The organism is Sphingomonas sandaracina, from assembly GCF_036663695.1.
GTDB lineage: Bacteria > Pseudomonadota > Alphaproteobacteria > Sphingomonadales > Sphingomonadaceae > Sphingomonas.
In genome coordinates this window covers 1-22,761 of record NZ_JAXOJK010000003.1, presented here as the reverse complement: position 1 = coordinate 22,761, position 22,761 = coordinate 1, and the positions used below count along the sequence as shown (strand labels likewise).

Below are 22,761 nucleotides of genomic sequence, written 5' to 3'. Positions count from 1 at the left end.
CGCGACGCGTAGCGGCGTGGTGGAGGGGGATCTCCCCGCAGCACAGCGCTTGCGGGATCAGGCCCTCCACGCCGTGCAGCGTTTGACGCACGCCCCCACCACCAGCTTCGCTGGTCCCCCTCCCCGCGTGCGGGGAGGGTTCTAAGGTGGCGATGAACCTTCCTTCGTCGCGGGGGCGCGGTCGTCGCGCGCCGATGGCGGATATCAACGTCACGCCGCTGGTCGACGTGATGCTGGTGCTGCTGATCATCTTCATGGTGACCGCGCCGTTGATGACTGCGGGCGTTCCCGTAAATCTTCCCGATGCGCGCGCGAAAGCGCTCGACCAGGAGCAGAAGCCCGTTGAGATCTCGATGGACGGGACCGGTGCGCTGTTCATCGACAAGGATCAGGTGACCGACGACGCGCTGCCGATCCGGCTCGCGTCGATCGCCGCCAGTCGTGCGGTCGGCGATGAACCGCAGGTATTGCTGCGCGCGGACCGCAAGCTCGACTACGGCCGTGTGATGCGGGTGATGGGCGAACTCAACCGCGCCGGGCTGAACCGGGTCGCGCTGGTCACCGTCGAGGGTAATCAGAACTGATGGGCTTTCGGTGATGGGCCTTATCTGATGGACCGCTCGGAAAAGATCGGGCTCGGCGTTGCCGTCGTTGGCCATGTCGTGCTGTTCGGCCTGTTGTCGATCGGGTTTCTCAGCGCGCCCGAACTGCCGAAGATCCAGCAGCAGCCGATCGACGTGAGCCTGGTGCCCGACGTCGCGCTGGAGGCGACCGCGCCGCAATCCGCCGAGACGCCCGCGCAGTCGATCGCGCCGGACGAGGGCGCGCCCGAGAATGCGGCACCGCCCGCGCCCGAGGAGGCCGAGCCCGAGGCAAAGCCGGACCCCGTGCCACCCGCGCCGCAGCCCAAGCCGGCGCCGCCGAAGCCTGCACCCAAGCCGCAACCGGCGCCGGAACCGGTGGCCAAGCCGCAGCCCAAACCCAAGCCTGCGCCACCAAAGCCTGCCGCCAAGCCTGCTCTGGTCTCGAAGCCCGTGGTGAAGCCGCAGCCCAAGCCGACCAAGGCCAAGCCGACCGAGGCCGCGCCGACGAAATCGGCACCGGCGAAGACCGCGACGAAATCGAAGGACACGGCCGCCAAGTCGTCGTCGAGTTCGGCCAAGTCCGCCAAGCCGTCGTCGACCAAGGGCAGCGGATCGACCGCCGAGGCCAAGACCTCGCGGCCCCGCGGTTCGCGGCTCGGCGACAATTTCCTGAAGGGTCTGTCGGCCGATCCGTCGCCGAGCAAGTCGGAGGCACCCAAGGCGGCCAAGCTCGGCGCGCAGGCCGCGGCGAACATCGGCTCGGCGATCCTGCGACAGGTGCAGCCCTGCGCCAACCGCCAGGTCACGCCGGGGCCGGGTGCGGAGCGGATCCGCGTGACGATCAACCTGAAGCTCAACCGCGACGGCACGCTCAAGTCGCGGCCGACGATCACCGGTCATGCCGGCGTCGACGACGACAACCGACGCTATGTCGACCGCGTCGACGATCTGGCGATCGCGACCTTCGTCGGGTGTTCGCCGCTACGCGGTTTGCCCGACGACCTGTATGACGTGCAGAACGGCTGGAGCAATTTCAGCCTGCGCTACAAACTTCCCGGCTGAGGATGTCCGTAATGACTCGATTCGATCTGGGTTTTCCCCCTTCATGCCAGAGCCTTGCGGTTACAGGTGGCCGCCCGTCGCAAGACAACCACCCCGGCGGAGGCCGGGGCCCAATTGGGAACGTCGATGTAACGATGCGCGGACCTCAGTCAGCGGTGTCCCCCAATTGGGCCCCGGCCTTCGCCGGGGTGGTGTTGGGTGGGCGTAAGGCTCGATCGGTTCTGGCTTCGGTTGGGCTGCTCGCGTTCGTATCTGGCGGTGCCGCTTACGCACAGGACGCACCGGCACCTGCACCCGCTCCCCAGCAAACCCCCGCTGACCCCGCAGCGCCAGCGCCGCCGGCAGGCGATCAATCCGGCGGGCTCGTGGTCGACGTCACCGGCGGCATCTCCGCACCGATGCCGATCGCCATTCCCGTCATGCCAACCGCCGCCGTCGTCTCCACGCCAGCAGGTTCGACCGACGTGCTCGGCCGCCAGCTCGCCGATATCGTCACCAACGATCTTCGCAACTCCGGCCTGTTCACGCCGTTGTCCCCGGGCCAGCTCCGCCCGATCACCTTCCCCGAAGTCACCGCGCCCGGGTTCGATTACTGGGGCAGCACCGGCGCACAGGCGCTGGTGCAGGGCTTCATCCGCGCCAACGGTGACGGCAACCTGACGGTCGGCTGCTACCTCTACGACGTGTCGTCCAAGGCCGAACTGACGCGGACCGGCTTCGTCGTGTCGCCATCGGACTGGCGTCGTGCGGGGCATAAATGCGCCGACATGGTCTACACCCGGCTGACCGGCGAGGGCGCGTATTTCGACAGCCGCGTCGTCTACGTATCCGAAACCGGCCCCAAAGGCCGCCGCATCAAGCGGCTCGCGATCATGGATCAGGACGGCGCCAATCACCGCTTCCTGACCAACGGCCAGTCGATCGTGCTGACGCCGCGCTTTGCGCCGAACCAGCAGTCGATCGTCTATATGAGCTATCTCAACAATCGCCCCGCGATCTATGTCTACGACATCGGCTCGGGCAAGCAGCGGCTAGTGGTGGCGAACGCGAACCTGACGTTTGCGCCGCGCTTCTCGCCGGACGGTCGCAACATCCTGTTCTCGATGGCGCAGGGTGGGAATACCGATGTCTACCGCGTGTCGTCGCAAGGGGGCACGCCGCAGCGGCTGACGAACTCGCCGGGGATCGATACCGGCGGCAGCTATTCGCCGGACGGCTCGCGTATCGTGTTCGAGAGCGATCGCTCGGGTGGGCAGCAAATTTACGTGATGAACGCGGACGGGTCGAACCAGCAGCGGATCAGCTTCGGCGGCGGGCGGTATGCGACGCCGGTGTGGAGCCCGCGCGGCGACCTGATCGCGTTCACCAAGCTCGGCGGCGGCTTCCGGATCGGCATCATGAGCCCGAGCGGCGGCGGCGAGAAATTGCTGACCAACGACTGGCAGGACGAGGGGCCGAGCTGGTCGCCGAACGGGCGCGTGATCAACTTCTATCGCTCGGGGCGCGGCAGCGGCGGCAAGGCGGACCTCTGGTCGGTCGACCTGACTGGCGTCAACGAGCGCAAGATTCCGACGCCGCTCGACGGGTCGGATCCGGCATGGGGCCCGCTGCGGCCGTAAAGCTGCTATGGGAACTGCTACGGGAAACGTGATTTCTACGGGAGACTATCTATGTCGAAGCTTTCCAACATCTTGCTTGCATGTACCGCGCTGATCGCCGTGTCGGGCTGCGCAAAGAAGCGTCCCGCCGTGTTGCCGCCGGCACCGGTCGACAACAATGCGCCGGTCGATCCGAATGCAGGCCAGAACGGCGGCAATGTCGGCGGCGCGATCGTGCCGGGGTCGGATGCCGACTTCCAGCGCTCGGTCAGCTCGAACACGGTGAATTTCGGTCTCGACATGTACGACATCGATCCGACCGCCCGCGCGATCCTCGACAGCCAGGCGCAGTGGCTCGCGAAGTTCCCGAACCAGCGCATCACGATCGAAGGCCATGCCGACGAGCGTGGCACGCGCGAATACAACCTCGCGCTCGGCGATCGACGTGCGAACGCGACGAAGAACTACCTTGCGGCGAAGGGCGTGTCGTCGTCGCGCATGACGACGATCAGCTACGGCAAGGAGCGCCCGGTGGCGATGGGCTCGGACGACCAGAGCTGGGCGGCGAACCGCCGCGCAGTCACGGTCGTGCTGAACTAAGACGATTGCAGCGCGTGCTCGGAAGACAATCGGACGCCAGCACGCGCCGCACATAGCCCGTCATCCTGACGAAAGTCAGGATCCAGAGCCAAGATGGACAACGCCCGTTACTCTGGATCCTGACTTTCGTCAGGATGACGGTATTTTGAAGGGTCGTGCGACGCACTCACCTTCACGAGATGGGTCAGCCTAAGGCCTTGTCGAGCAGTTTCGCCAAGCGGATCCCGCCACGGCGGACTTCCTCGCGCGACACGGGCACCATCTTCGTGATCGTCGCCTCATCCATCTTCACCCGCGCTGGCACCGCACCACACGCGTCGCCCCCCAGCGCCGCCGCATACGCCGTATGCGAGGCTTCCCACGACTCGCGGCTCCAGTCGATCACCGTCCCCGCGCCGATCTTCGCCCGCTCGGCCGCCGGATACCGCCGTACCAGCGACGGCGGCGTCGAGATCGCACGCTCGGCCAGCGGGCCGTCCCAGATCGAATGCAGGTTGAACCGCGCCGGGCCGTAGATCCCGTAATCCGCCTTCACGTCGTTGCCGCCCTTGTCGTGGCGGTCGCCGGCGTGGAGCGGCTGGTGGAGATCGCCGACGAAGTGGATCAGGAACGCCAGCGCCTGGACGCGATCCTTCGGCGACGTGGTGCGATCGCGCAGCAATTTCACGTCGCGATCGATCTGCGCGGAGACGCAGTCGCCGTTCTTGCACGCGGGCGTCAGGTCGAACGGCGCGCAGACGTCGGCGTTCTGGTAGTGCCAGCTATACGCGAACCCGAAGCGCGACGTGCCGTCGGCGGTCTTCAGCGGCTTGATGCAGTCCGCCCAGACGCTCGCTTCTTCGATCGTGCCCGCCGGGCATTCGGGCGTGTCCAGCAACGCCTGTTGCGCGAGCAGTCGCCGGATCGCGACCTTGGTCTTCGGTGTGACATTGGCATAGGCGATCTGCGCGACGGTCTGGTGGCCATACTCCCAGAACGCGGTGGCGGGGGAGGCGAGGCCGAGCGAGGCTATCGCAGCGAGGAGAAAGCGCTTCATGCCGGCTCGTTAGCGTAGATCGCGACGGTCCGGCTACCCTCGGACGACGCGCGTCCGCGGTACATGCCGACGGTGTTGAAGCCCCACGCCATGTCGCCGTCCGGCCCCGCGACGATCACCCCGCCGGTGCCGCCGAGCGCCTTCACTTCGGCAAGGACGGCGTCGGCGGCGACTTGCAGCGACTCGCCCGACAGGCGGACGCGCGCGGCGATCTCATGGCCGACGCCGACGCGGAGGAAGAACTCGCCCGAGCCGGTGCAGGACACGGCGCACGCCCGGTCGTCGGCGAAGGTCCCTGCGCCGATCACCGGCGTATCGCCGATCCGGCCCCAGCGCTTGCCGGTGACGCCGCCGGTCGAGGTGGCGGCGGCGACATGGCCATGCGTGTCGCACGCGACCGCGCCGACCGTGCCGTATTTCATGTCGACGTCGAAACCGCCGCCATCGGCCTGGAACTCGGCGAATTGCCGGCGGCGTTCGTCGGTGGCGAACCACGCGGCGTCTGCCTGCGGCAATTCACGATCGCGCGAGAACGCGTCGGCTCCCTTGCCGGCCAGAAACACGTGGCGTCCATCGTCGAGAATCGCGCGGGCGAGGCCAACGGGGTTTCGGGTCGTCGTGGCTGCGGCCACCGCCCCTGCCGCCCGCGTACGGCCGTCCATGATTGCGGCGTCCAGCTCCAGCGTGCCGTCATGCGTGAAGACCGCCCCGCGCCCCGAATTGAAGTGCGGGTCGTCCTCCAGCACGCGCACCGTGGCTTCGACCGCGTCGAGCGCGCTGCCGCCGTCTGCCAGCACCTTAGACCCTGCGTCGAGCGCACGCGACAGCCCGGCCCGCGCGCCCGCCTCCTGCTTGGGCGAGACCATCTCGCTGTCGAGTTTGCCGGCGCCGCCGTGGATGACGAGGGTCCAGGTCATGCTGAATCTTTCGAAGGAAGGGCGCGAAGGCCGATAAGGGGGCGGAGCGGCACGATGCTGCGACCGATCAGGTAGAAGGCGACGCAGCCGATCACCGTCGCGCCGAGCAGGCACGCGAACTCCGCCCAACCCGGCAAGCCTGCGGGAAGCAGCGCGTACATGACGAGGACGATGATCGTCTGGTGGATCAGGTAGAACGGGAACACCGCCTCGGTCAGCACCGGGCGCCAGCGATGGTCGCGGTTCCAGTGGCGCTCGGCGATCCCGATCAGCGCGACGATCGCACCCCATTGCTCGAGCGCATGGGCGACGCCGTAGCCGGGATAGATCCAGCGCGGCGCGACGATGTCGCCGGGCCATTCCAGTTCGACGCCGATGATTGCGACATAGCCGAGCACTGCGGCGCCTGCGCCGACCTTCCACCAGCGTGCGATCGCCGCCATCGCGGGCTCGGACCGGGCAAGGCCGAAGCCGAACAGGAAGGCGGGGAAATAGGTGACGTGCGCGACCCAGTCGCCGAACAGGGCCTGGCTCTCGGCGGCCATCTGGAACCACCAGGCGTGGACGAAGACGAGCCACGCGACCGGCAGGACCAGTACCGCGACACCCTTGAGAAATGGGCCCGCAAAGATCCAGTCGAATGCGCGTTGCAGCCACTGGCCGCGGACGACGACCAGCCCCAGCGTCAAAACGCTCGTGTAGACCCAGAGATAGACGACGAACCAGAGGTGGTTCCAGGTCGGCAGCGACAGCCCGGCCAGCTTGCCGAACCGGAAATAGTCATGGCTCCAGAAAGTCAGATAGCTGCCGGCATAGGCATGCTTGGTGACCAGCTCGACCCAGGGCTGCGGCGGGACGATCACCGCCACGCCGAACAGCAGCGGCACGAGCAGGCGGTAGCAGCGGTTGGCGAAGAACCTCGCCGTGCCGCTCGACCGGTTCAGCAGCGCGCGGCTGGCATAGCCCGAGACGACGAACAGCAACGTCAGCCGCCACGCGTTGCTCGCCAGCATCGGCAGGCGCACCCAGTCCTCGACGTGGAGCGACTTCACATGGAAGTTCCACGGCACGAAGACCATGCCGATATGGTAGAGGATCAGCAGCGCGAACGCGCCGATCCGCAGCCAGTCCATGCCGTAATGCCGGGTCATCGCGTGGCCCTACGGGGCGGGTGGCATCGCCGCAAGCGCAGGCCGGCTGGGCCGTTCCCCGCGTCGGTTCACGCCTTCATGCGCGGCGTGCCGAGGAAGTCCCGCTTGCCGATCTGCAGCCCCTGCGCGCGCAGGATCGCGTAGGCGGTGGTGGCATGGAAATAGAAGTTCGGCTGCGAGAACGACAGCAGGAAGTTCGCGCCGGTGAACGGCATGACGAACGTGCCGAACTCGAACTTGGTGTCGCTGTCCGCCAGCGTGTCGAACTCCTCCCGGTCGATCGCTTCCAACGTCGCGATGGCGTCGCGCAGGATGGCGTGCAACCCGGCGAAGTCGGTCGGCCAGGCTGACCGGTCGGGCGAGAAGGTGCCGCCGCGGACGCCCTCGATCCCGCCCACCGAATGTGCGGCGCACGACTTCACCTGATAGCCGAGCGGCAGCATGTCGTCGGCGAGCTTCGCATCGATCAGCCCGGCCGGCTCCATCCTCTTCTCGGCGGCGAACGCCTCGGCCTTGTCGAGCAGCGCATCGACCGCGCGCAGGATCTGGAGGTTCGAGGGGATCGTCGCATCGTAAAGGGAAAGCGTCATCGACGTGGCTCCGTATAGGATCGTGTTTGGCACGCGCAGCTATGGCCGACGTTCGCCCTGCCCGCCAGCGATGTTCCGTTCCGCCGCCTGCCACGCTATATGAGGCGGTGAACCCACGAGGAATCTTCATGTCCCTTCGTCCCTGGCGCGATATCACCCGCCGCAAGAGCCGCCAGATCATGGTCGGCAACGTCCCCGTCGGCGGTGACGCTCCTGTCACGGTGCAGACGATGACCAACACGCCGACCGACGACGTGCGGGCGACGGTCGACCAGATTCGGCGTTGCGAAGACGCGGGTGTCGACATCATTCGCGTGAGCTGCCCCGACGTCGAATCGACTACCGCGCTGAAGCAGATCGTTCGCGCGAGCCGCGTGCCGATCGTCGCGGACATCCATTTCCACTATAAACGCGCGCTCGAAGCCGCCGACGCGGGCGCGGCCTGCCTGCGGATCAATCCGGGCAATATCGGCTCGGCGGCGCGGGTGAAGGAAGTGGTCGACGCGGCGAAGTCGAATGGCTGCGCGATCCGGATCGGCGTCAACGGCGGTTCGCTGGAGCGGCATTTGCTCGAGAAATACGGCGAGCCTTGCCCCGACGCGCTGGTCGAGTCGGCGCTCGATCATATCAAGCTGTTGCAGGACCATGACTTTCACGAGTTCAAGGTCGCGGTGAAGGCGTCCGATCTGTTCCTCGCGGTCGCGGCGTACCAGCAGCTTGCCGAACAGGTCGATTGTCCGCTGCATCTCGGCATCACCGAGGCGGGCGGGTTCGTTGGCGGCACGGTGAAGTCGGCGATCGGGATGGGCAGCCTGCTCTGGTACGGCATCGGCGACACCATCCGCGTGTCGCTCTCGGCCGAGCCCGAAGAGGAAGTCCGCGTCGGGTTCGAGATCCTCAAGGCGCTCGGCATCCGCAACCGCGGCGTCCGCGTCGTGTCGTGCCCGTCGTGCGCGCGGCAGGGGTTCGACGTGATCCGCACGGTGCAGGCGCTGGAAGAGCGGTTGCAGCATATCCGCACGCCGATGTCGTTGTCCGTGCTCGGCTGCGTGGTGAATGGCCCCGGCGAAGCGCGCGAGACCGATATCGGCATTACCGGCGGCGGCAACGGCAAGCATATGGTGTATTTGTCGGGGGTAACCGACCACCACGTCCAGGATGCCGACATGGTCGACCACATCGTCCGGCTGGTCGAGGCGAAGGCCGCGGAGATCGACGCTGCGGACGAGGCGATGGCGGCGCTGGTGCCGGTGCCGGTGCCGGTGGCGGCGGAGTAGCGGGTTACCACCACGCCCCGTCATCCTGACGAAAGTCAGGATCCAGGGTAACGAACACCGACCTCAATGGCTCTGGATCCTGACTTTCGTCAGGATGACGAGAGATCGGGCGCATGCTCTTCTCGTTCTGCCGCGAAGGCGGGAGCCCAGGGTAGCAGGCGATGACGGTTGCGGCTCCTGGACCCCCGCCTTCGCGGGGGAACCGCATCCGTGCGGATCGACATCCACGATCGGCGAAGTTGGCCGATCCTCTCCCTTGAATGGGCAGGCATAGCCCGACGGAGGGGGCGGTGGGATGACCGTCATCTCGCTCCGCCGCCTCCGTCGCATTTGGCACCACCCCCCTGGCGGGAAGGGATCGACAAATCGAATGTCGATCCCTTTGAGCAACGTGCGGCGATGGCGTGCCGGTTCGATGCGGCGTATGGGATACGCATGATGACGACCGCCGATCTCGATGCACTGACCGCGTTGGATCGGGCCGCGACGCCCGGTCCTTGGTACGTGCGGGCGATGGATGACGACAACGCAACGTGCGCGACGGCTGTCGCGACGAAGCCCAACACGTCGGGTGATAACGACGATCTATCGGGCTCGACCTATCACGGCGTTGTCGCTGCGACCTCCATCCAGCATCACGATTATGTCGTTCCCGCTGATGGGCGGTCGCTGGACAACGCGGCGTTGATTGCGGCCGTCAGGACGGCGCTTCCCGAATTGCTGCGACTGGCGCGGATCGGTGCCGCAGCCGATCGCGCCTGACATCCGCCTGTTCCGATGACATCGCGCGTCGTTTCTCCAGCGTTGGCCTTCGCGATCGCCGCGCTGGGCATAGGCCTGTTCTCCATGATGGATGCGGTGATGAAGTCGCTCGTCCTGGCGATCGGCGTCTACAACGCGCTGCTCTGGCGGCAGATGATCAGCGTCGGCCTTGGCGCGGTCGCGTGGAAGCTCGGGAACAGCGGGCGGCCGAGCGGGCGCGCGCTGAAGCTGCATCTGGCGCGCGGGTTGGTGACGACGGCGATGGCGGTGCTGTTCTTCTGGGGGCTGGCACGCGTGCCGATGGCGCAGGCGATTTCGCTCACCTACATCGCGCCGATCCTGGCGCTGCTGCTCGGTGCGGTGACGCTGGGCGAGCGGGTGGGGCGCAAGGCGGTCGTCGCGTCGATCGCGGCGCTGGCCGGCGTGCTGGTGGTCATGATCGGGCAGGGGCGCGGCGTCGCGGGGCCGGAGACGTTTCACGGCGCGCTGGCGGTACTCGGGTCGGCGGTGCTGTATGCGATCAACCTGGTAATCGCCCGACTGCAGAGCCAAGCGGCGCGGCCGGGGGAGATCGCGTTCTTCCAGGCGCTCGTCATCACCGCGACGCTGGCGCTGGCAGCGCCTTGGCTGGCGGTGATGCCCGAGGCGGCGCAGTGGCCCAAGCTCGTGCTGGCCGCCGGGCTCGCGACCGCATCGCTGTGGCTGCTCGGCTGGGCGTATGCGCATGGCGATACCGGGTTCCTGGCGACCACCGAATACACGTCGTTCGTCTATGCGGCCGCGCTGGGTTACCTGGTGTTCGGCGAGCGGGTATCGGCGTTCACGCTGGCGGGCGCGGCGATCATCGTCGTCGCGTGCCTGTACGCGGCGCGGCGGCGTGACATCGCGCAGAGTTCGATCGAGGCCAGTGCATGACCCATATCCGTTCCGCCACCCGCGCCGATGTCGGTACGATCCTGCGCTTCGTCCGCGAACTCGCCGCGTTCGAGCGCGAACCGGATGCGGTCGAGGCGACCGAGGCGACGCTGGAAGAGGCGTTGTTCGGGGAAAAGCCGGCAGCGGAGGCTCTGATCGCGGAGACCGCGAACGGTCCGCTGGGGTTCGCGCTGTTCTTCCACAATTTCTCGACCTGGACGGGCAAGCGCGGGCTGTATCTCGAGGACCTGTACGTGACACCGGAAGCACGCGGGCAGGGGGTCGGCGCTGCGCTTCTGTCACATCTGGCCGGCGTGGCGCTCGATCGCAGCTGTGCGCGGTTCGAATGGTCGGTGCTCGACTGGAATGCCGACGCGATCGCGTTCTACCGCAAGGTCGGCGCGGTCGGGATGGAGGACTGGACGATCCAGCGGATGTCCGGCGCTGCGCTGGTTCGGTTGGCGGGGCGGTAGCCCTATCGTCATGCCGGACTTGTTGGCATCCACCGCTCCGCACACTCGATGGTTTCGATCGTGCGGAACGGTGGACCGCGGAACAAGTCCGGGGTGACGAGGCCTGCGTAACGGCGGCGCTTACCGCCCTGCGGCGTTGTCCGCGTTCATCGGCTCTTCGCCCTTGGCCTTCTCCGCTTCATAACGCTCGATCGCCTCGATCGTGATGCGCTTGGCCTCCTCGGCGTCGCCCCACTTGCCGACGCGGACCCACTTCGTCTTCTCCAAATCCTTATAGTGCGTGAAGAAATGCTCGATCTGCTCGAACACGATCTCGGGCATGTCGGCGCGCTCGCCGATATTGGCGTAATAGGGGAACACGGCGTCGACCGGTACGCAGACAAGCTTCTCGTCACCGCCGGCCTCGTCCTCGAGGTTCAGCACCGCGATCGGGCGGCAGCGGACGACGCAGCCCGGGATGAACGGCGAGCGCGCGATCACCAGTGCGTCGAGCGGATCACCATCGGGGCTGAGCGTGTGCGGCACGAAGCCGTAGTTCGCCGGATAGCGCATCGGCGTGTGCAGGATGCGATCGACGAACAGCGCGCCCGAGGCCTTGTCGAACTCGTACTTCACCGGCTCGCCGCCGGTCGGCACTTCGATGATGACGTTCAGGTCCTCGGGCGGGTTCTTGCCGGTCGGGATGAGATCGATACGCATGGCGGTCCTTTCGATATGACGGTGCCGGCGCTCCTCGTCTGGGGAGCGACCGGCACCGGTAGATTTCAAAGGCTCAACGCGGCGTCAGCAGCCTGTCGAGCCCGCCTTCCCCTGTACCGACCTTCTGGAGGCGCGGATAGCGCGGCCCGTCATGGTAATCGAGCGTGATGTCCCGGAATCGGTCGTTGTTCTTGACCGTCAGGCGAATCGGCAGCTTCGTACCCTGGGCCGCGAGGATCGCCGCCTTGATCCGGTCCGACGAGTATGCCTCGCTGTTGACCGCCTCGATTTCGGTGCCGACGTCGAGGCCCGCCTTGAACGCGGGGCTATCCCAGATCGACGAAGTCACGACGCCGTCCTTGTTGATCACCAGCCCGAGCGAATAGCTGACATCGGTGCCGCGGGTCTTCTCGGCCTGCTTCAGATACGGGCTCTGTTCGGGGCCATAGACCAGCTTGTAGCCGTTCATTGCAAAGCCGTTGATCGGCGCGGGCTTGCCCGTCTCGGTCAGGCGGGTGTTGAGGAACGTCGCCCAGTCATAGGGGACGATGCCGTTCAGCGTCCTGGCGACGTCGGCGAAGGTGTAGGTCAGTTCGCCGTAATCGCCGTCGCGGACGCCGAAGAAGGCTTTCGCGAAGTCGTCGATCGACTTGGTGCCGCCCGACTTCTGGCGGAGCATCGCGTCGACCTCCATCCAGACCATCAGGCCCTCGTTGTAGTAATCCTCCGAGCGCTGCCAACTGGTCCAGCCCTTTGGTTTCCGCGCCGAGATCACCGGATCGTTGGTGGTATCGATCAGCGGGCGCCATTCGCGACCCTTTGCGCTGTCGTAGACGCCGAGGATCGAGGCATAGCCGTCGAGCGTATCCTGCTTGCTGACCAGCCCCGACCGCGCCTGGAGCACATAGCCCCAGAACTGCGTCTGCCCTTCGTACACCCACAGCAGCGAATCGCGCATCGGCGTGCGGAAGTCGGGCGTCCACAGATCGGCGCCGCGGCGGAACTTGCCGTCCCAGCTATGCGTGTACTCGTGCGGCAGCAGGTTGCGCGCGGCGGCCCCCGTGTCCCACTCGGTGAAATAGCCGGGTTTCACGCCGTTCTCGGAACTGCGGTGATGCTCGAGGCCGATGCCGCCGAGCTGATCGGTGATCGACAGCAGGAACTCGTAATGATCGTAATGCTGCGCGCCGAAGGTCTTCACCGCCTGATCGACGAGGCGCTTGTGCGCGTCGATCTGCTCGGGCTTGGCGGCGAGCTGGTCGGGGCTGTCGGCGAAGACGTTGAGATCCACGCGGGGGCTGAGCGGCCAGACCTTGCCGTACTTGCCCGCCAGCGTCGGCGAATCGACGAGGATCTCGTAGTTCGTCGTGTCGTAGCTGTAGGTCGAGCCCGACACCTTCGCCGGCACCGCACCCGCTGCGGTCCAGCCGGTCGGATAGGTGACGGTCATCTTGATCGGAATCTGACGCGTGAAATAGCCGGCCGGGTACAGGCTGACGAGGTTGGGTTCGAGGCTGACCATCGTCGGCGTCATCACTACGCGGCCCTGGTCGGGTTTGGTCGCGGAGATGAACTGGAATTCCGCGACCAGCGTCTTGGCGCCGGTCGGCACGTCGATATGGAAGGCGAACACGTCGACCGGGTCGCGCGTCCAGGGCACGACCTTCCCGTTGGCGCGGATCACGAGGCCGGCGAGCTTCTCGATCTCGCCACGCGGGGAATGCGCGCCGGGCAGCCACTTCGGGTAGAGCAGCGCCATAGGCCCAGCCTTGGCCGGGATCGTCTGCTTCACGCGGAAGATGCCACGCTCGGTATCGGTCGCATCGACGTCGAGCAGCAGTGTGCCCGGATAGGGCGTGTCGACCGCGTCGGGGATGGTGTCGACGAACGGCACCGGCTGCGGCGCGGTATTGCCGGCGGGGACTTGCGCGATTGCAGGAACGGCAGACGCGAGCAGGGACGCGACGATAAGTTTGCGGATCAAGGAAGGGCCTTCCGGCTGAGAGACGATGTCACAAGGTGTAATCGTCGGAAAGGGCAGCCGTCCAGTCCTTTGCCGGGGGAAGTTCGGGGCCCTGCGCTCGCCAAACCCCTTCCCGTCATCCTGACGAAAGTCAGGACCCAGAGCCACGCAGTGCAACGCCAGTAACCCTGGGTCCTGACTTTCGTCAGGATGACGACGGGGGAGAGCTCAGCCGCTCCCAAGCACGTTGATCGTAAACGCCAGCACGCCAATGTTGAACACGAAGGCCGCCATGCACTGCCCGAGTGCAGCCTTTCGCACCCGGCGCGAGGTGATCTCGACGTCCGACGTCTGGAACGTCATCCCCAGCGTGAACGCGAAATACGCGAAGTCCCAGTAATCGGGCTCGTCGCAGTTCGGGAAGTCGAGGCCCTTCGCGTCCTTCCCGTCCGGATCGTCGATGTAATAGAGATGCGCGTAGTGCAGCGTGTAGATCATGTTCGAGAACAGCCACGCGAGCGCCAGCGTCGCGATCGTCAGCGCGATTCCGACCGCGTCGTTCTTGCCCTGCAGTTCCTTGGCGACGGCGACCAGAATCACCAGCATGATCGTGCCGCTGAACCCGAGCAGCACCGCGCGGTTGGCGTCGTTCTCGTCGGCGGCGCGGCGCATGCGCTCGGCGCTGCCATTGCGGAACAGCGTCGAGACCGCGATCAGGAACACGACCGCGGCGATGTCGAACGCGGTCATCGTTCCGCGTCCCAGGCCCAGCGGCGGGATCAGCGCCACCAGGCCGATCACGAAGACCAGCGCGAACAGGATGAAGCGCGGCGGGGCGACGCGTTGGCCGAGGCCCCAATATCTGGCTTTCTCAGTCATGCCACAGCGCTAGCGCTTCGCGGGGACGTCGCCTAGATACGCGCGCATCATGGCAAAAATTGAAACTCCGCGTCGTATCCGCGGCACCCAGGACATTTTCGGTGACGAACAGCGCCGGTTCGCACATGTCCTGTCGACGTTCGAGCGCGTGCGGGCGCTGTATTGCTTCCAGCGCGTCGATATCCCGGTGTTCGAGTCCACGGCGGTGTTCGCGCGCTCGCTCGGCGAGACAACCGACGTCGTGTCCAAGGAGATGTACACGTTCGAGGATCGCGGCGGGGATTCGCTGACGCTCCGCCCCGAGTTCACCGCCGGTATCGCGCGCGCCTATCTGACCGAAGGCTGGCAGCAATTCGCGCCGCTGAAGCTCACCACCAGCGGACCAGTGTTTCGCTACGAACGCCCGCAAAAGGGCCGCTTCCGGCAGTTCCACCAGATCGATGCCGAGGTGATCGGTGCGGCCGAGCCGGCGGCGGACGTCGAACTGCTCGTGCTGGCGGACCAGTTGCTGCGCGAACTCGGCATTTCCGAGGGCGTGACGTTGCAGCTCAACACGCTGGGCGACGCCGCGACGCGCGATGCGTGGCGCGAGGCGCTGGTCGCGCATTTCGAGGCGCACCGCGGCGAACTGTCCGAGGACAGCCTGACCCGGCTCGAAAAGAACCCGATGCGGATCCTCGACTCGAAGGACCCGCGCGACCGCCCGATCGCCGACAGCGCGCCCGATATCGACGCGTATCTGACCCCCGAGGCGCGCGCGTTCTTCGAAGCGGTGACCGCCGGGCTCGATGCGGCGGGCGTCGCGTGGGAGCGCAACGCACGGCTGGTCCGCGGCCTCGATTACTACCGCCACACCGCCTTCGAGTTCGTGACCGACAAGCTGGGTGCACAGGGGACGGTCCTAGCCGGCGGCCGGTATGACGGGTTGATCGGGTCGCTCGGCGGGCCCGAGACGGCGGGCGTGGGCTGGGCCGCGGGTGTCGAGCGTCTGGCGATGCTGCTGGACGAGCCGGCGGCGCCAACGATCGACGCGGTCGTCGTGCCGATGGGCGCTGATGCCGAAACGCGCGCAACCGGGATCGTCGCGGATCTCCGGCGCGCGGGCGTGGCGGTCGAGATGGCCTACAAGGGCAAGATGAAGGCGCGGATGGCGAAGGCGGATGCGCTTGGCGCCCGGTTCGCGATCATCATCGGCGACGATGAACTGGCGAAAGGTGTCGCCGCGGTGAAGACACTTGGTGCAGGCACGCAGGCCGAAGTCGCATTTGCCGATCTGGCGGAGGCGTTGCGTTGACCCCCGCCGTCATCCCAGCGAACGCTGGGATCCAGAGCCACAAATGCTGCACTACGTTACTCTGGATCCCAGCGTTCGCTGGGATGACGGCGGGGGAGGGCGTTTTCGCATGACCCAAATATCCCCCGACCGCATCCGCGCGATCGAGGCGCGGCGTGACGAGCTCCAGGCGCTGATGTCGACCGGCGATCTCCCCTCCGACCGCTTCGTCGCGGTGTCGAAGGAATATGCCGAGCTCGAACCCGTCGCCCAAGCCGCCACCGAGGTGCGCCGGCTGCGGCAGGAGGCCGAAAGCCTCGCGTTCATGGCCGAGGATGCCGACGACGAACTCCGCGCGATGGCGTCGGACGAACTGCACGAGAACCGCACGCTGCTCGAGACCGCGGACCGCAAACTCGCGCTCGCGCTGTTGCCGCGCGATTCCGCGGACGAGCGCTCGGCGATGCTCGAAGTCCGCGCCGGCACCGGCGGCGACGAAGCGGCGCTGTTCGCGGGCGACCTGTTCCGGATGTACCAGCGCTATGCCGAATCGCAGGGCTGGCGGGTCGAGATGATCTCCGGCTCGTCGTCCGATGCGGGCGGCTTCAAGGAAGTCGTCGCCAGTGTCACCGGCCAGGGCGTGTTCGCCAAGTTGAAGTTCGAGAGCGGGGTGCACCGCGTCCAGCGCGTGCCGACGACCGAGGCCGGCGGCCGGATCCACACCTCGGCGGCGACCGTCGCGGTGCTGCCCGAGGCGGAGGAGGTCGACGTCAAGATCGACGACAAGGACCTGCGCATCGACGTCTATCGCTCGTCGGGGCCGGGGGGGCAGTCGGTCAACACGACCGACTCCGCCGTGCGGATCGTCCACATCCCGACCGGCTTGACCGTGATCCAGCAGGACGAGAAGTCGCAGCACAAGAACAAGGCCAAGGCTTTGCGCGTGCTCAGGACCCGGCTGTACGAGGCGGAGCGTGATCGGTTGCATGCCGAGCGGGCAGGGGCGCGTAAGTCGATGGTCGGCTCGGGTGACCGGTCTGAACGGATCCGCACGTACAACTTCCCGCAAGGCCGCGTCACCGATCACCGCATCAACCTGACGCTGCACCGCCTGCCGGAGATCGTCGCAGGCGAGATGGACGAACTGATCGGCGCGCTGGTCGCGCAGGACGAAGCGGACCGCCTGGCGCAGCTTGATGGCTGAGCGTTCCTACTTCCCCCCCTCCCGCAAGCGGGAGGGGGCCGGGGGGTGGGCTCGCGGCTGGTTCCAGACGGGCGGGTCGCTCTGGTCTGTCGAAACTTCGCAGCCGGTGCATCCGCGGTGAGCGCGTGCCCACCCCCCAACCCCCTCCCGCAAGCGGGCGGGGGGGTAAGGACAGCGCTCGCCACCGCCGCTGGGCAGTTCGCGTTCTCCGCCACCCCGCGCCTCGACGCGGAACTCCTGATGGCGCACGCACTTGGCGTCGAGCGTAACGCGATCCTCCTCGACCCGGATCGCCACGCCGTCCCCGACACCTTCGCCGCGCTCGTCGAACGCCGTCTCAACCACGAGCCGATCGCCTACATCACCGGCACCCGCGGCTTCTGGTCGATCGACCTCGCCGTCGGCCCCGGCGCACTCGTCCCCCGCGCCGACAGCGAAACGCTCCTGATCGCCGCCCAAACGCACTTCGCCGGCCGCGCCCCCGCAACGATACTCGACCTCGGCACCGGACCCGGCACGCTACTCCTCGCCGCGCTCGACGAATGGCCCGCGCAAGGCCTCGGCGTAGACTATTCCCCCCAAGCGCTCGCCTACGCCCGCGCCAACGCCGCAACCCTCGGCATGGCCGACCGCGCCCGCTTCATCCACGGAAGCTGGGCCAGCGCGATCGCCGGCCAGTTCGACCTGATCCTCGCCAACCCGCCCTACATCGCCACCGACGAACGCCTGCCAGCCGAAGTCCATAACCACGAACCCCATGCCGCACTCTTCGCCGGCACCGACGGCCTCGACGACTACCGCATCCTCGCCGAGCAACTCCCCGCGCTGATCGCCCCCGGCGGCGCAGCGGTGATCGAGATCGGCTCGACCCAAGCCGCCCCCGTCACCGCGCTCCTCGAAGCGCAAGGCCTGCACGTTGCGCTCCACCACGACTATGGCGGCAACGCGCGCGCGCTGGTCGCTACCAAAGACGCCACGACGTGAACAATATGGGGCTAAACCCCACATTTCGCTTGTAGTAGGCCCCTTCCGGCCGCTATCACGCGTGCAGGGGCACGCAATCTCGACATCATGGTCGGTTTTGAGCGTTGACCCGCATCCTTCGCTTTGAGGTCGCTGCAGTCCGGCGGCCCTGGCAAGTTCGACGCACCGATCTCGTATAGATCGTCGGTGCGCGACGGGGGTTTGCACCGCATTTCGGAGCACGACCAGATTTTGGTTCGACGACTGAGGACACAAGCTTGATCAACAACCGGCAAGCCGGCCGCCGTCGCGGTCGTGGCAACAATAATAATGGCGGCGGCGGTAGTGGTGGCGGTCAACGCCAAGGTGGCGGTGGCGGCCAGGGTGGTCGCGATACCGGCAACCGCATCGACAGCCGCGCGCGCGGCAACGCGAGCCAGCTGTACGAGAAGTACAAGAACCTCGCGCGCGACGCGCAGCAGCAAGGCGACCGCGTCAACATCGAATATTACCTCCAGTTCGCGGATCATTATTTCCGCGTCCTGAGCGAAACCCGCGCCCGCTTCGAAGAGAGCCAGCCGCAGGCGCAGCAGCAGCCGCGTCGCCAGCAGCCTTTCGATCTCGACGGGGACGACGATTACGGCGACGAGGGCGAACCGATCCGCTCGGGCGAGCAGCAGGGTGGCCAGGCTTCGGCTGAGCAGAACCGTGGCGAGAATGGTGGCCAGCAGAACGGCCAGTACCAGAACGCGCCCCGCCAGAACCGCGAAGGCCAGACTCGCGACAACCAGAACCGCGAGGACCGCCCTCAGCGTGACGATCGTCCGCAGCGCGAAGAGCGTCCCCGGTACGAGAACAACCGCTATGACGGTCAGCGCAACGAGGGCCAGCGCAACGAGGCGCAGCCGCGTAACGAAGGTCAGCGCGACGACCGCGTCCGTGGCGACAACTCGCGTAACCAGCGCAACACCCCGCGTGATGCCCAGCCGCGCGACGACCGCACCGGCGAAGAGCAGGGTCAGGCTCGCGAAGCGCAGGCGCGTGAGACCCAGCAGCGCGAGACGCAGCCCCGCGACGAGCAGGTCCGCGAGCCCCGCAGCGAGTACCGCGACACGCCGCAGCGCGAGACGGTCCGCCGCACACCCCGCGTGAGCGCACCGGTCGCCAACGCCAACCAGGATTCGGAAGCGGACGCGGTCCGTTCGGTAACCGAATCCGCCGAGCAGGCGGCCCAGCCGAACGAAGCCGTCGAGACGACGATGCCCGTCGCCGCGACCGAGGAGCAACCCCGCCGTCGCGGTCGCCCGCGCCGCGATCGCAGCCTCGACGCACCCGTCGCGCAGGATCAGGGCGCACGGGATCAGGGCGGGCAGGACGAGCACGCACCGACCGCGTTCGACGCGGATCGCCTGCCGCCGTCGCTCGGCATCTCGGCAACGGTCGCCCCTGCACCATCGCCGGCGCCAGCACCCGAAGCCGCCGCCGCTCCAGCCGACGCCGCTGCGGAGGAAAAGCCCCGCCGCCGCCGCGTTCGCGCGGTACCGGACGAAGTCCAGGCTGGCTGAGCCTCGCGCCGACGTCGGTCCGAGGATTGAAAAGGCCGGTACCGCCTAGTGCGGTGCCGGCCTTTTTCGTCAGCGGGGGTGTTTCAGCAGGGGTGGGTGGCTAATCGCCTCCACACCCGCTCGCGGGGAGGGGGCTGGGGGGCTCGCGCTATCCACGTCCGCACTGGTCGAGACCGCGTGCCCACCCCCGGCCCTTCCCGCGAGCGGGAGGGGGAAGACAGTGCGCGATTTTAGCCCCGGCTTGCCGCCCCCTCAGTCGATCCGGGTAACGTCCTCGTCGTGCCCGCTGCCCGAACTCAGGAATGCGAGGCCCATCAGCAGGCCCGCCATCATCACCGATCCGCCGACGCCGCCGATCACCGCGAGCATCGTCACCAGATGCAGCGGCCCCTGGATATGCGCCATCGCGGCGATGATCGCGGCTACGCAGATCGCGGCGGCCAGGACCATCCACGCCATGATCCTGCGAAACCGCGCCCAGGCAAAGGCGGCATAGTGCGGGTCGTCCAGGCCGGGCGGCGGATTGCTCATCGCTTCCCATTGCCGCGCAAACATGGTTTCTTCAATCTACGCGCTACGAAGACGCGGGAGATGGAGAGGCGAACATGACGATCGCGGCAATCCTGGGCGGCAAGCGAGCGGGGGACGTCCTTACGCTTCATCGCGATTCGACGGTGGCGGACGCGGTGGCGTTGCTCGCGGACAAGCGGATCGGCGCGGCGCCCGTGCTCGAGGGCGGGCAAGTGGCGGGCATCTTCTCCGAACGCGACGTCATTCACTGTCTTCAGGCAGACGGCGCAGCGGCGCTGGCGCGTCGGATCGGCGACGTGATGACGACTGCGGTGCAATCGATCGGCCCGTCCGAATCGGCGATCGGCGCGCTGTCGCTGATGACGCAGCGTCGGATCCGCCATCTGCCGGTGATCGACGGCGATACGCTGGTCGGGTTCGTGTCGATCGGCGATCTCGTCAAATACCGGATCGACCGGATCGAGGCCGACGCGGCGGCGATGCGCGAGTATATCCAGTCGGCGTAAGGTGATGGGGGGCAGGGGGCTGGATGAAGCGGCCCCGGATCAGGCAGGAAGCGGCCGCTTCCGCGCGATCGCGATGGCCTCGTCGATCGTGGCGCGCGCGAAGACGAGCATCCAGCTCGCATACACGGCGGCGCCGATCGGCACGAGTATCGCCAGCCGCCAGTGCGCGTCGAGCGGCGGCAGGTTGCGGTCGACCAGCAGGACCACCAGCGCCATCGCGATCCCTCCGAGCGCCGGCGTTGCGACAGCGGATCCGACGTCGCGCGCACGGACGCCGATCACCGGCAGCGTGCGCCACGCGCTGATCGAGAGATAGAGCGGATAGGCGACGATCCAGGCGACCCCCAGGCCGATGGGGCCCCAATGCACGCCGACCAGGAACGCGGTGGCCAGGATGACCGCGCCGGTCGCGCCGTTCCGCACGCCGATCCCGGGGCGACCCCGCGCATCGGAGGCCGGCGTGAACAACACCTGCAACGTCATGAACGGCATCGCGAGCGCGAGCAGGTGCACCACCGGGGCGGTCTCGCGCCATTTGTCGCCCAGCATCGTCAGCACCAGGGGCTCCGCTGTCGCCGCCAATCCCATGTAGAACGGCATCGCGACGATCATCACCATCCGTACCCCCCGCACGAAGGCCCGGGCGATCGCGTCGGGATCATGCTGCATCCGCGCATAGGCCGAAAAGGCGACTTCGTTCAGCGGGGGGACGAACTTCGAGACGAAGATCTGCGTCAGGAACAGGCTGGTCGTATAGATGCCGAGCATGTGCGGCGAAAAGCTCCGCCCGGCGATGAACACGTCGGCCTGGCTCTGCAGGAACCAGAACAACTGGCTCGCCGCCATCACGCCGCCATAGCGCGCGATCGTGCCGGCACCTCGAAAGTCGAAGCTCGGCCACACGAGCGAACGCGCCGACCAAGTCATTATCGCGCCGCGCACGCTGAACAGCACGAGCGGCGCGAGTACCAGCGTCCAGACCCCGAGCCCATACAGCGCACCGCTAAGGGCCGCGCCGGCCGACGCTATCGATGCGATGATGTTCGCCTTGGCCTGATGGCGGAAATCCATGGCGCGGGACAGCAAGGCATAGGGCAGGGCGATGAACGGGGTCGTCAGGTAGAGAAGCGCCTGCACGCGCAGCATGTCGCCGACGATCGGCTGGCGATAATAGGCGGCGGCAAGCGGTGCGAGCGAAAGCTGGGCGATCGCCAGCGCCACGTTCAGGACGATGAGCATCCCGAACAACTGGCGCACTTCGCGGTGGCTGATCTCCTTCTGCTGGATCAGGCCGCTCGCCAGCCCGTAGCCGTTTAGCATCGCCATGAAGGTAAGGATGACCTGGCACATCGCGAACAGGCCATAGTCCGCAGGCGCAAGGATGCGGATCACCAGGAAGGTGGCGCTCCATTGCACCAGCTGCGCCACGATCTGACTGCCCGACCGCCAGATGAGCGCGCTCCGAACCTGCCCGGCAAGCGAGGGCTCATCCTTGGTAGGAAGCGAGGAGGGCGTCGAGATGTTCATCGGGACGGGCATGTAGCGATATGCCCCTTCACAACGAATTAAGGCGAGGCCTTAAAACTGTGGCATGGAAGGAGGTGGCGTCGCGGGTACAAATTCCCGGTATATCCAATATCCTAGCGGTCCAGGGATTCCCGATCGAGGGCGTCATAAACGCGCCAGCCGGAGAAAATTGCCACAAATATGCAAGATTGTGTTTGACGCGAATCGCAGACGCCCCTAGAGGGGTGTCACCGCAGCGAACGACCCCAGGGTCTGGACGCAGCGGTCGCAGAAAACCAGATGCTCCAAGCTTTCCGAGAGGAGGGTTATGCGAGTGTCGGTATTTTTGTCGGCTCTTTGACATTGTAGGTTAAGATGAAGGGACATGTGGGCGGCGGCTTGCGGTTTCTGGGGTCCTCAAGGCTCCGGAGTATCGTTTAAAGCTAAGTCGTTCTCATATGTCCTTCACATATTCCATATGTAATGGATGATTGTTGCGGTTTTCGGACTGTAGCGATTGTCTGAATGATATTGTGCAGAGCGGCTCCTTGAGATGAGCTGGTTGATCGTGGAATTCCACTGCGATTGGCTGGTGACATAAACTTGAGAGTTTGATCATGGCTCAGAATGAACGCTGGCGGCATGCCTAACACATGCAAGTCGAACGAAGGCTTCGGCCTTAGTGGCGCACGGGTGCGTAACGCGTG

22 protein-coding genes and 1 rRNA gene are annotated in these 22,761 nt (G+C 66.6%); 14 read left to right on the top strand and 9 right to left on the bottom strand.

Annotated features, from left to right (window positions below; genetic code table 11):
- Positions 1-146 precede the first annotated feature (146 nt).
- The 4 genes from tolR (at position 147) to pal (ending at position 3,844) form a co-directional block, all read left to right on the top strand.
- Complete coding sequence (gene tolR, locus U1707_RS09370; protein WP_307087538.1) at positions 147-584, top strand: protein TolR; 438 nt, start codon at positions 147-149, stop codon at positions 582-584.
- Positions 585-611: 27 nt separating this feature from the next.
- The gene (gene tolA, locus U1707_RS09365; protein WP_332799824.1) at positions 612-1,646 is read left to right on the top strand and encodes a cell envelope integrity protein TolA; all 1,035 of its coding nucleotides are present in this window, start codon (positions 612-614) and stop codon (positions 1,644-1,646) included.
- Positions 1,647-1,780: 134 nt separating this feature from the next.
- The gene (tolB, locus tag U1707_RS09360; protein ID WP_443025682.1) at positions 1,781-3,265 is read left to right on the top strand and encodes a Tol-Pal system beta propeller repeat protein TolB; all 1,485 of its coding nucleotides are present in this window, start codon (positions 1,781-1,783) and stop codon (positions 3,263-3,265) included.
- Between the two features lie 51 nt (positions 3,266-3,316).
- Complete coding sequence (gene pal / locus U1707_RS09355) at positions 3,317-3,844, top strand: peptidoglycan-associated lipoprotein Pal (RefSeq protein ID WP_277983126.1); 528 nt, start codon at positions 3,317-3,319, stop codon at positions 3,842-3,844.
- A gap of 184 nt (positions 3,845-4,028) precedes the next feature.
- Here pal and U1707_RS09350 read toward each other — a convergent pair whose 3' ends face one another.
- From U1707_RS09350 to U1707_RS09335, 4 genes are all read right to left on the bottom strand, one after another.
- Positions 4,029-4,880, bottom strand: a complete 852-nt coding sequence (locus tag U1707_RS09350) for a S1/P1 nuclease (RefSeq protein WP_332799823.1) — start codon at positions 4,878-4,880, stop codon at positions 4,029-4,031.
- The gene (locus tag U1707_RS09345; RefSeq protein WP_332799822.1) at positions 4,877-5,797 is read right to left on the bottom strand and encodes an isoaspartyl peptidase/L-asparaginase family protein; all 921 of its coding nucleotides are present in this window, start codon (positions 5,795-5,797) and stop codon (positions 4,877-4,879) included. Before U1707_RS09345 ends, U1707_RS09350 begins: the two co-directional genes overlap by 4 nt.
- Entirely contained in the window at positions 5,794-6,948 is a 1,155-nt protein-coding gene (locus U1707_RS09340) for an acyltransferase family protein (RefSeq protein ID WP_332799821.1), read from the bottom strand. The genes U1707_RS09345 and U1707_RS09340 overlap by 4 nt, the downstream gene beginning before the upstream one ends.
- Before the next feature lie 68 nt (positions 6,949-7,016).
- The gene (locus U1707_RS09335; RefSeq protein WP_332799820.1) at positions 7,017-7,538 is read right to left on the bottom strand and encodes a DUF1993 domain-containing protein; all 522 of its coding nucleotides are present in this window, start codon (positions 7,536-7,538) and stop codon (positions 7,017-7,019) included.
- 128 nt (positions 7,539-7,666) lie between these two features.
- On the opposite strand from U1707_RS09335, the gene ispG reads away from it, so the two are divergent.
- From ispG to U1707_RS09315, 4 genes are all read left to right on the top strand, one after another.
- Positions 7,667-8,815 (top strand): flavodoxin-dependent (E)-4-hydroxy-3-methylbut-2-enyl-diphosphate synthase, encoded by a 1,149-nt coding sequence (ispG, locus tag U1707_RS09330; RefSeq protein WP_332799819.1) that lies wholly within the window; start codon positions 7,667-7,669, stop codon positions 8,813-8,815.
- A 435-nt stretch (positions 8,816-9,250) separates the two neighbouring features.
- The gene (locus U1707_RS09325) at positions 9,251-9,577 is read left to right on the top strand and encodes a hypothetical protein (protein WP_332799818.1); all 327 of its coding nucleotides are present in this window, start codon (positions 9,251-9,253) and stop codon (positions 9,575-9,577) included.
- A 15-nt stretch (positions 9,578-9,592) separates the two neighbouring features.
- Positions 9,593-10,492, top strand: coding sequence for a DMT family transporter (locus tag U1707_RS09320; RefSeq protein ID WP_332799817.1), 900 nt, complete (start codon positions 9,593-9,595; stop codon positions 10,490-10,492).
- Positions 10,489-10,965 carry a GNAT family N-acetyltransferase gene (locus U1707_RS09315; RefSeq protein ID WP_332799816.1) on the top strand — a complete coding sequence of 159 codons (477 nt, stop codon included), beginning with the start codon at positions 10,489-10,491 and terminating at the stop codon, positions 10,963-10,965. Before U1707_RS09320 ends, U1707_RS09315 begins: the two co-directional genes overlap by 4 nt.
- 120 nt (positions 10,966-11,085) lie before the next feature.
- Here U1707_RS09315 and ppa read toward each other — a convergent pair whose 3' ends face one another.
- The 3 genes from ppa to U1707_RS09300 form a co-directional block, all read right to left on the bottom strand.
- Positions 11,086-11,664, bottom strand: a complete 579-nt coding sequence (gene ppa, locus U1707_RS09310; protein ID WP_332799815.1) for an inorganic diphosphatase — start codon at positions 11,662-11,664, stop codon at positions 11,086-11,088.
- 73 nt (positions 11,665-11,737) lie between these two features.
- Positions 11,738-13,648, bottom strand: a complete 1,911-nt coding sequence (locus U1707_RS09305) for a M61 family metallopeptidase (RefSeq protein WP_332799814.1) — start codon at positions 13,646-13,648, stop codon at positions 11,738-11,740.
- Positions 13,649-13,855: 207 nt separating this feature from the next.
- Positions 13,856-14,506: a DUF1345 domain-containing protein gene (locus U1707_RS09300; protein WP_332799813.1), complete on the bottom strand. Its 651-nt coding sequence runs from the start codon at positions 14,504-14,506 to the stop codon at positions 13,856-13,858.
- A gap of 49 nt (positions 14,507-14,555) precedes the next feature.
- Here U1707_RS09300 and hisS point away from each other — a divergent pair, with 49 nt between their 5' ends.
- The 4 genes from hisS (at position 14,556) to U1707_RS09280 (ending at position 19,511) form a co-directional block, all read left to right on the top strand.
- Positions 14,556-15,800, top strand: coding sequence for a histidine--tRNA ligase (hisS, locus tag U1707_RS09295; RefSeq protein ID WP_332799812.1), 1,245 nt, complete (start codon positions 14,556-14,558; stop codon positions 15,798-15,800).
- 109 nt (positions 15,801-15,909) lie between these two features.
- A complete protein-coding gene (gene prfA, locus U1707_RS09290; protein WP_056053173.1) occupies positions 15,910-16,983 on the top strand; it encodes a peptide chain release factor 1 in 1,074 nt (357 codons plus the stop codon).
- Positions 16,984-17,100: 117 nt separating this feature from the next.
- The gene (gene prmC, locus U1707_RS09285; RefSeq protein ID WP_332799811.1) at positions 17,101-17,967 is read left to right on the top strand and encodes a peptide chain release factor N(5)-glutamine methyltransferase; all 867 of its coding nucleotides are present in this window, start codon (positions 17,101-17,103) and stop codon (positions 17,965-17,967) included.
- Between the two features lie 257 nt (positions 17,968-18,224).
- A complete protein-coding gene (locus tag U1707_RS09280; protein WP_332799810.1) occupies positions 18,225-19,511 on the top strand; it encodes a DUF4167 domain-containing protein in 1,287 nt (428 codons plus the stop codon).
- Positions 19,512-19,763: 252 nt separating this feature from the next.
- Here the strand turns inward: U1707_RS09280 and U1707_RS09275 are convergent, their stop codons facing one another.
- On the bottom strand, positions 19,764-20,042 hold the full coding sequence (locus U1707_RS09275; RefSeq protein WP_332799809.1) for a hypothetical protein: 279 nt from the start codon (positions 20,040-20,042) through the stop codon (positions 19,764-19,766).
- Positions 20,043-20,116: 74 nt separating this feature from the next.
- Between U1707_RS09275 and U1707_RS09270 the strand changes: the two genes are divergently transcribed.
- Positions 20,117-20,548, top strand: a complete 432-nt coding sequence (locus U1707_RS09270; protein ID WP_332799808.1) for a CBS domain-containing protein — start codon at positions 20,117-20,119, stop codon at positions 20,546-20,548.
- A gap of 39 nt (positions 20,549-20,587) precedes the next feature.
- Here U1707_RS09270 and U1707_RS09265 read toward each other — a convergent pair whose 3' ends face one another.
- Positions 20,588-22,087, bottom strand: a complete 1,500-nt coding sequence (locus U1707_RS09265; protein WP_443025681.1) for a lipopolysaccharide biosynthesis protein — start codon at positions 22,085-22,087, stop codon at positions 20,588-20,590.
- Between the two features lie 566 nt (positions 22,088-22,653).
- Here U1707_RS09265 and U1707_RS09260 point away from each other — a divergent pair.
- Positions 22,654-22,761 (top strand): 16S ribosomal RNA (locus tag U1707_RS09260); the annotation flags it as partial.

Excerpts from the sequence above, each read along its gene's own strand:
- U1707_RS09325 (WP_332799818.1), top strand. The coding sequence starts at position 9,251 with ATGATGACGACCGCCGATCTCGATGCACTGACCGCGTTGGATCGGGCC.
- ispG (WP_332799819.1), top strand. The coding sequence starts at position 7,667 with ATGTCCCTTCGTCCCTGGCGCGATATCACCCGCCGCAAGAGCCGCCAG.
- tolA (WP_332799824.1), top strand. The coding sequence starts at position 612 with ATGGACCGCTCGGAAAAGATCGGGCTCGGCGTTGCCGTCGTTGGCCAT.
- U1707_RS09340 (WP_332799821.1), bottom strand. The coding sequence starts at position 6,948 with ATGACCCGGCATTACGGCATGGACTGGCTGCGGATCGGCGCGTTCGCG.
- prfA (WP_056053173.1), top strand. The coding sequence starts at position 15,910 with ATGACCCAAATATCCCCCGACCGCATCCGCGCGATCGAGGCGCGGCGT.
- U1707_RS09315 (WP_332799816.1), top strand. The coding sequence starts at position 10,489 with ATGACCCATATCCGTTCCGCCACCCGCGCCGATGTCGGTACGATCCTG.
- U1707_RS09275 (WP_332799809.1), bottom strand. The coding sequence starts at position 20,042 with ATGAGCAATCCGCCGCCCGGCCTGGACGACCCGCACTATGCCGCCTTT.
- pal (WP_277983126.1), top strand. The coding sequence starts at position 3,317 with ATGTCGAAGCTTTCCAACATCTTGCTTGCATGTACCGCGCTGATCGCC.
- tolB (WP_443025682.1), top strand. The coding sequence starts at position 1,781 with ATGCGCGGACCTCAGTCAGCGGTGTCCCCCAATTGGGCCCCGGCCTTC.
- hisS (WP_332799812.1), top strand. The coding sequence starts at position 14,556 with ATGGCAAAAATTGAAACTCCGCGTCGTATCCGCGGCACCCAGGACATT.
- U1707_RS09350 (WP_332799823.1), bottom strand. The coding sequence starts at position 4,880 with ATGAAGCGCTTTCTCCTCGCTGCGATAGCCTCGCTCGGCCTCGCCTCC.
- U1707_RS09265 (WP_443025681.1), bottom strand. The coding sequence starts at position 22,087 with ATGCCCGTCCCGATGAACATCTCGACGCCCTCCTCGCTTCCTACCAAG.
- ppa (WP_332799815.1), bottom strand. The coding sequence starts at position 11,664 with ATGCGTATCGATCTCATCCCGACCGGCAAGAACCCGCCCGAGGACCTG.
- U1707_RS09335 (WP_332799820.1), bottom strand. The coding sequence starts at position 7,538 with ATGACGCTTTCCCTTTACGATGCGACGATCCCCTCGAACCTCCAGATC.
- U1707_RS09345 (WP_332799822.1), bottom strand. The coding sequence starts at position 5,797 with ATGACCTGGACCCTCGTCATCCACGGCGGCGCCGGCAAACTCGACAGC.
- U1707_RS09270 (WP_332799808.1), top strand. The coding sequence starts at position 20,117 with ATGACGATCGCGGCAATCCTGGGCGGCAAGCGAGCGGGGGACGTCCTT.
- U1707_RS09300 (WP_332799813.1), bottom strand. The coding sequence starts at position 14,506 with ATGACTGAGAAAGCCAGATATTGGGGCCTCGGCCAACGCGTCGCCCCG.
- U1707_RS09320 (WP_332799817.1), top strand. The coding sequence starts at position 9,593 with ATGACATCGCGCGTCGTTTCTCCAGCGTTGGCCTTCGCGATCGCCGCG.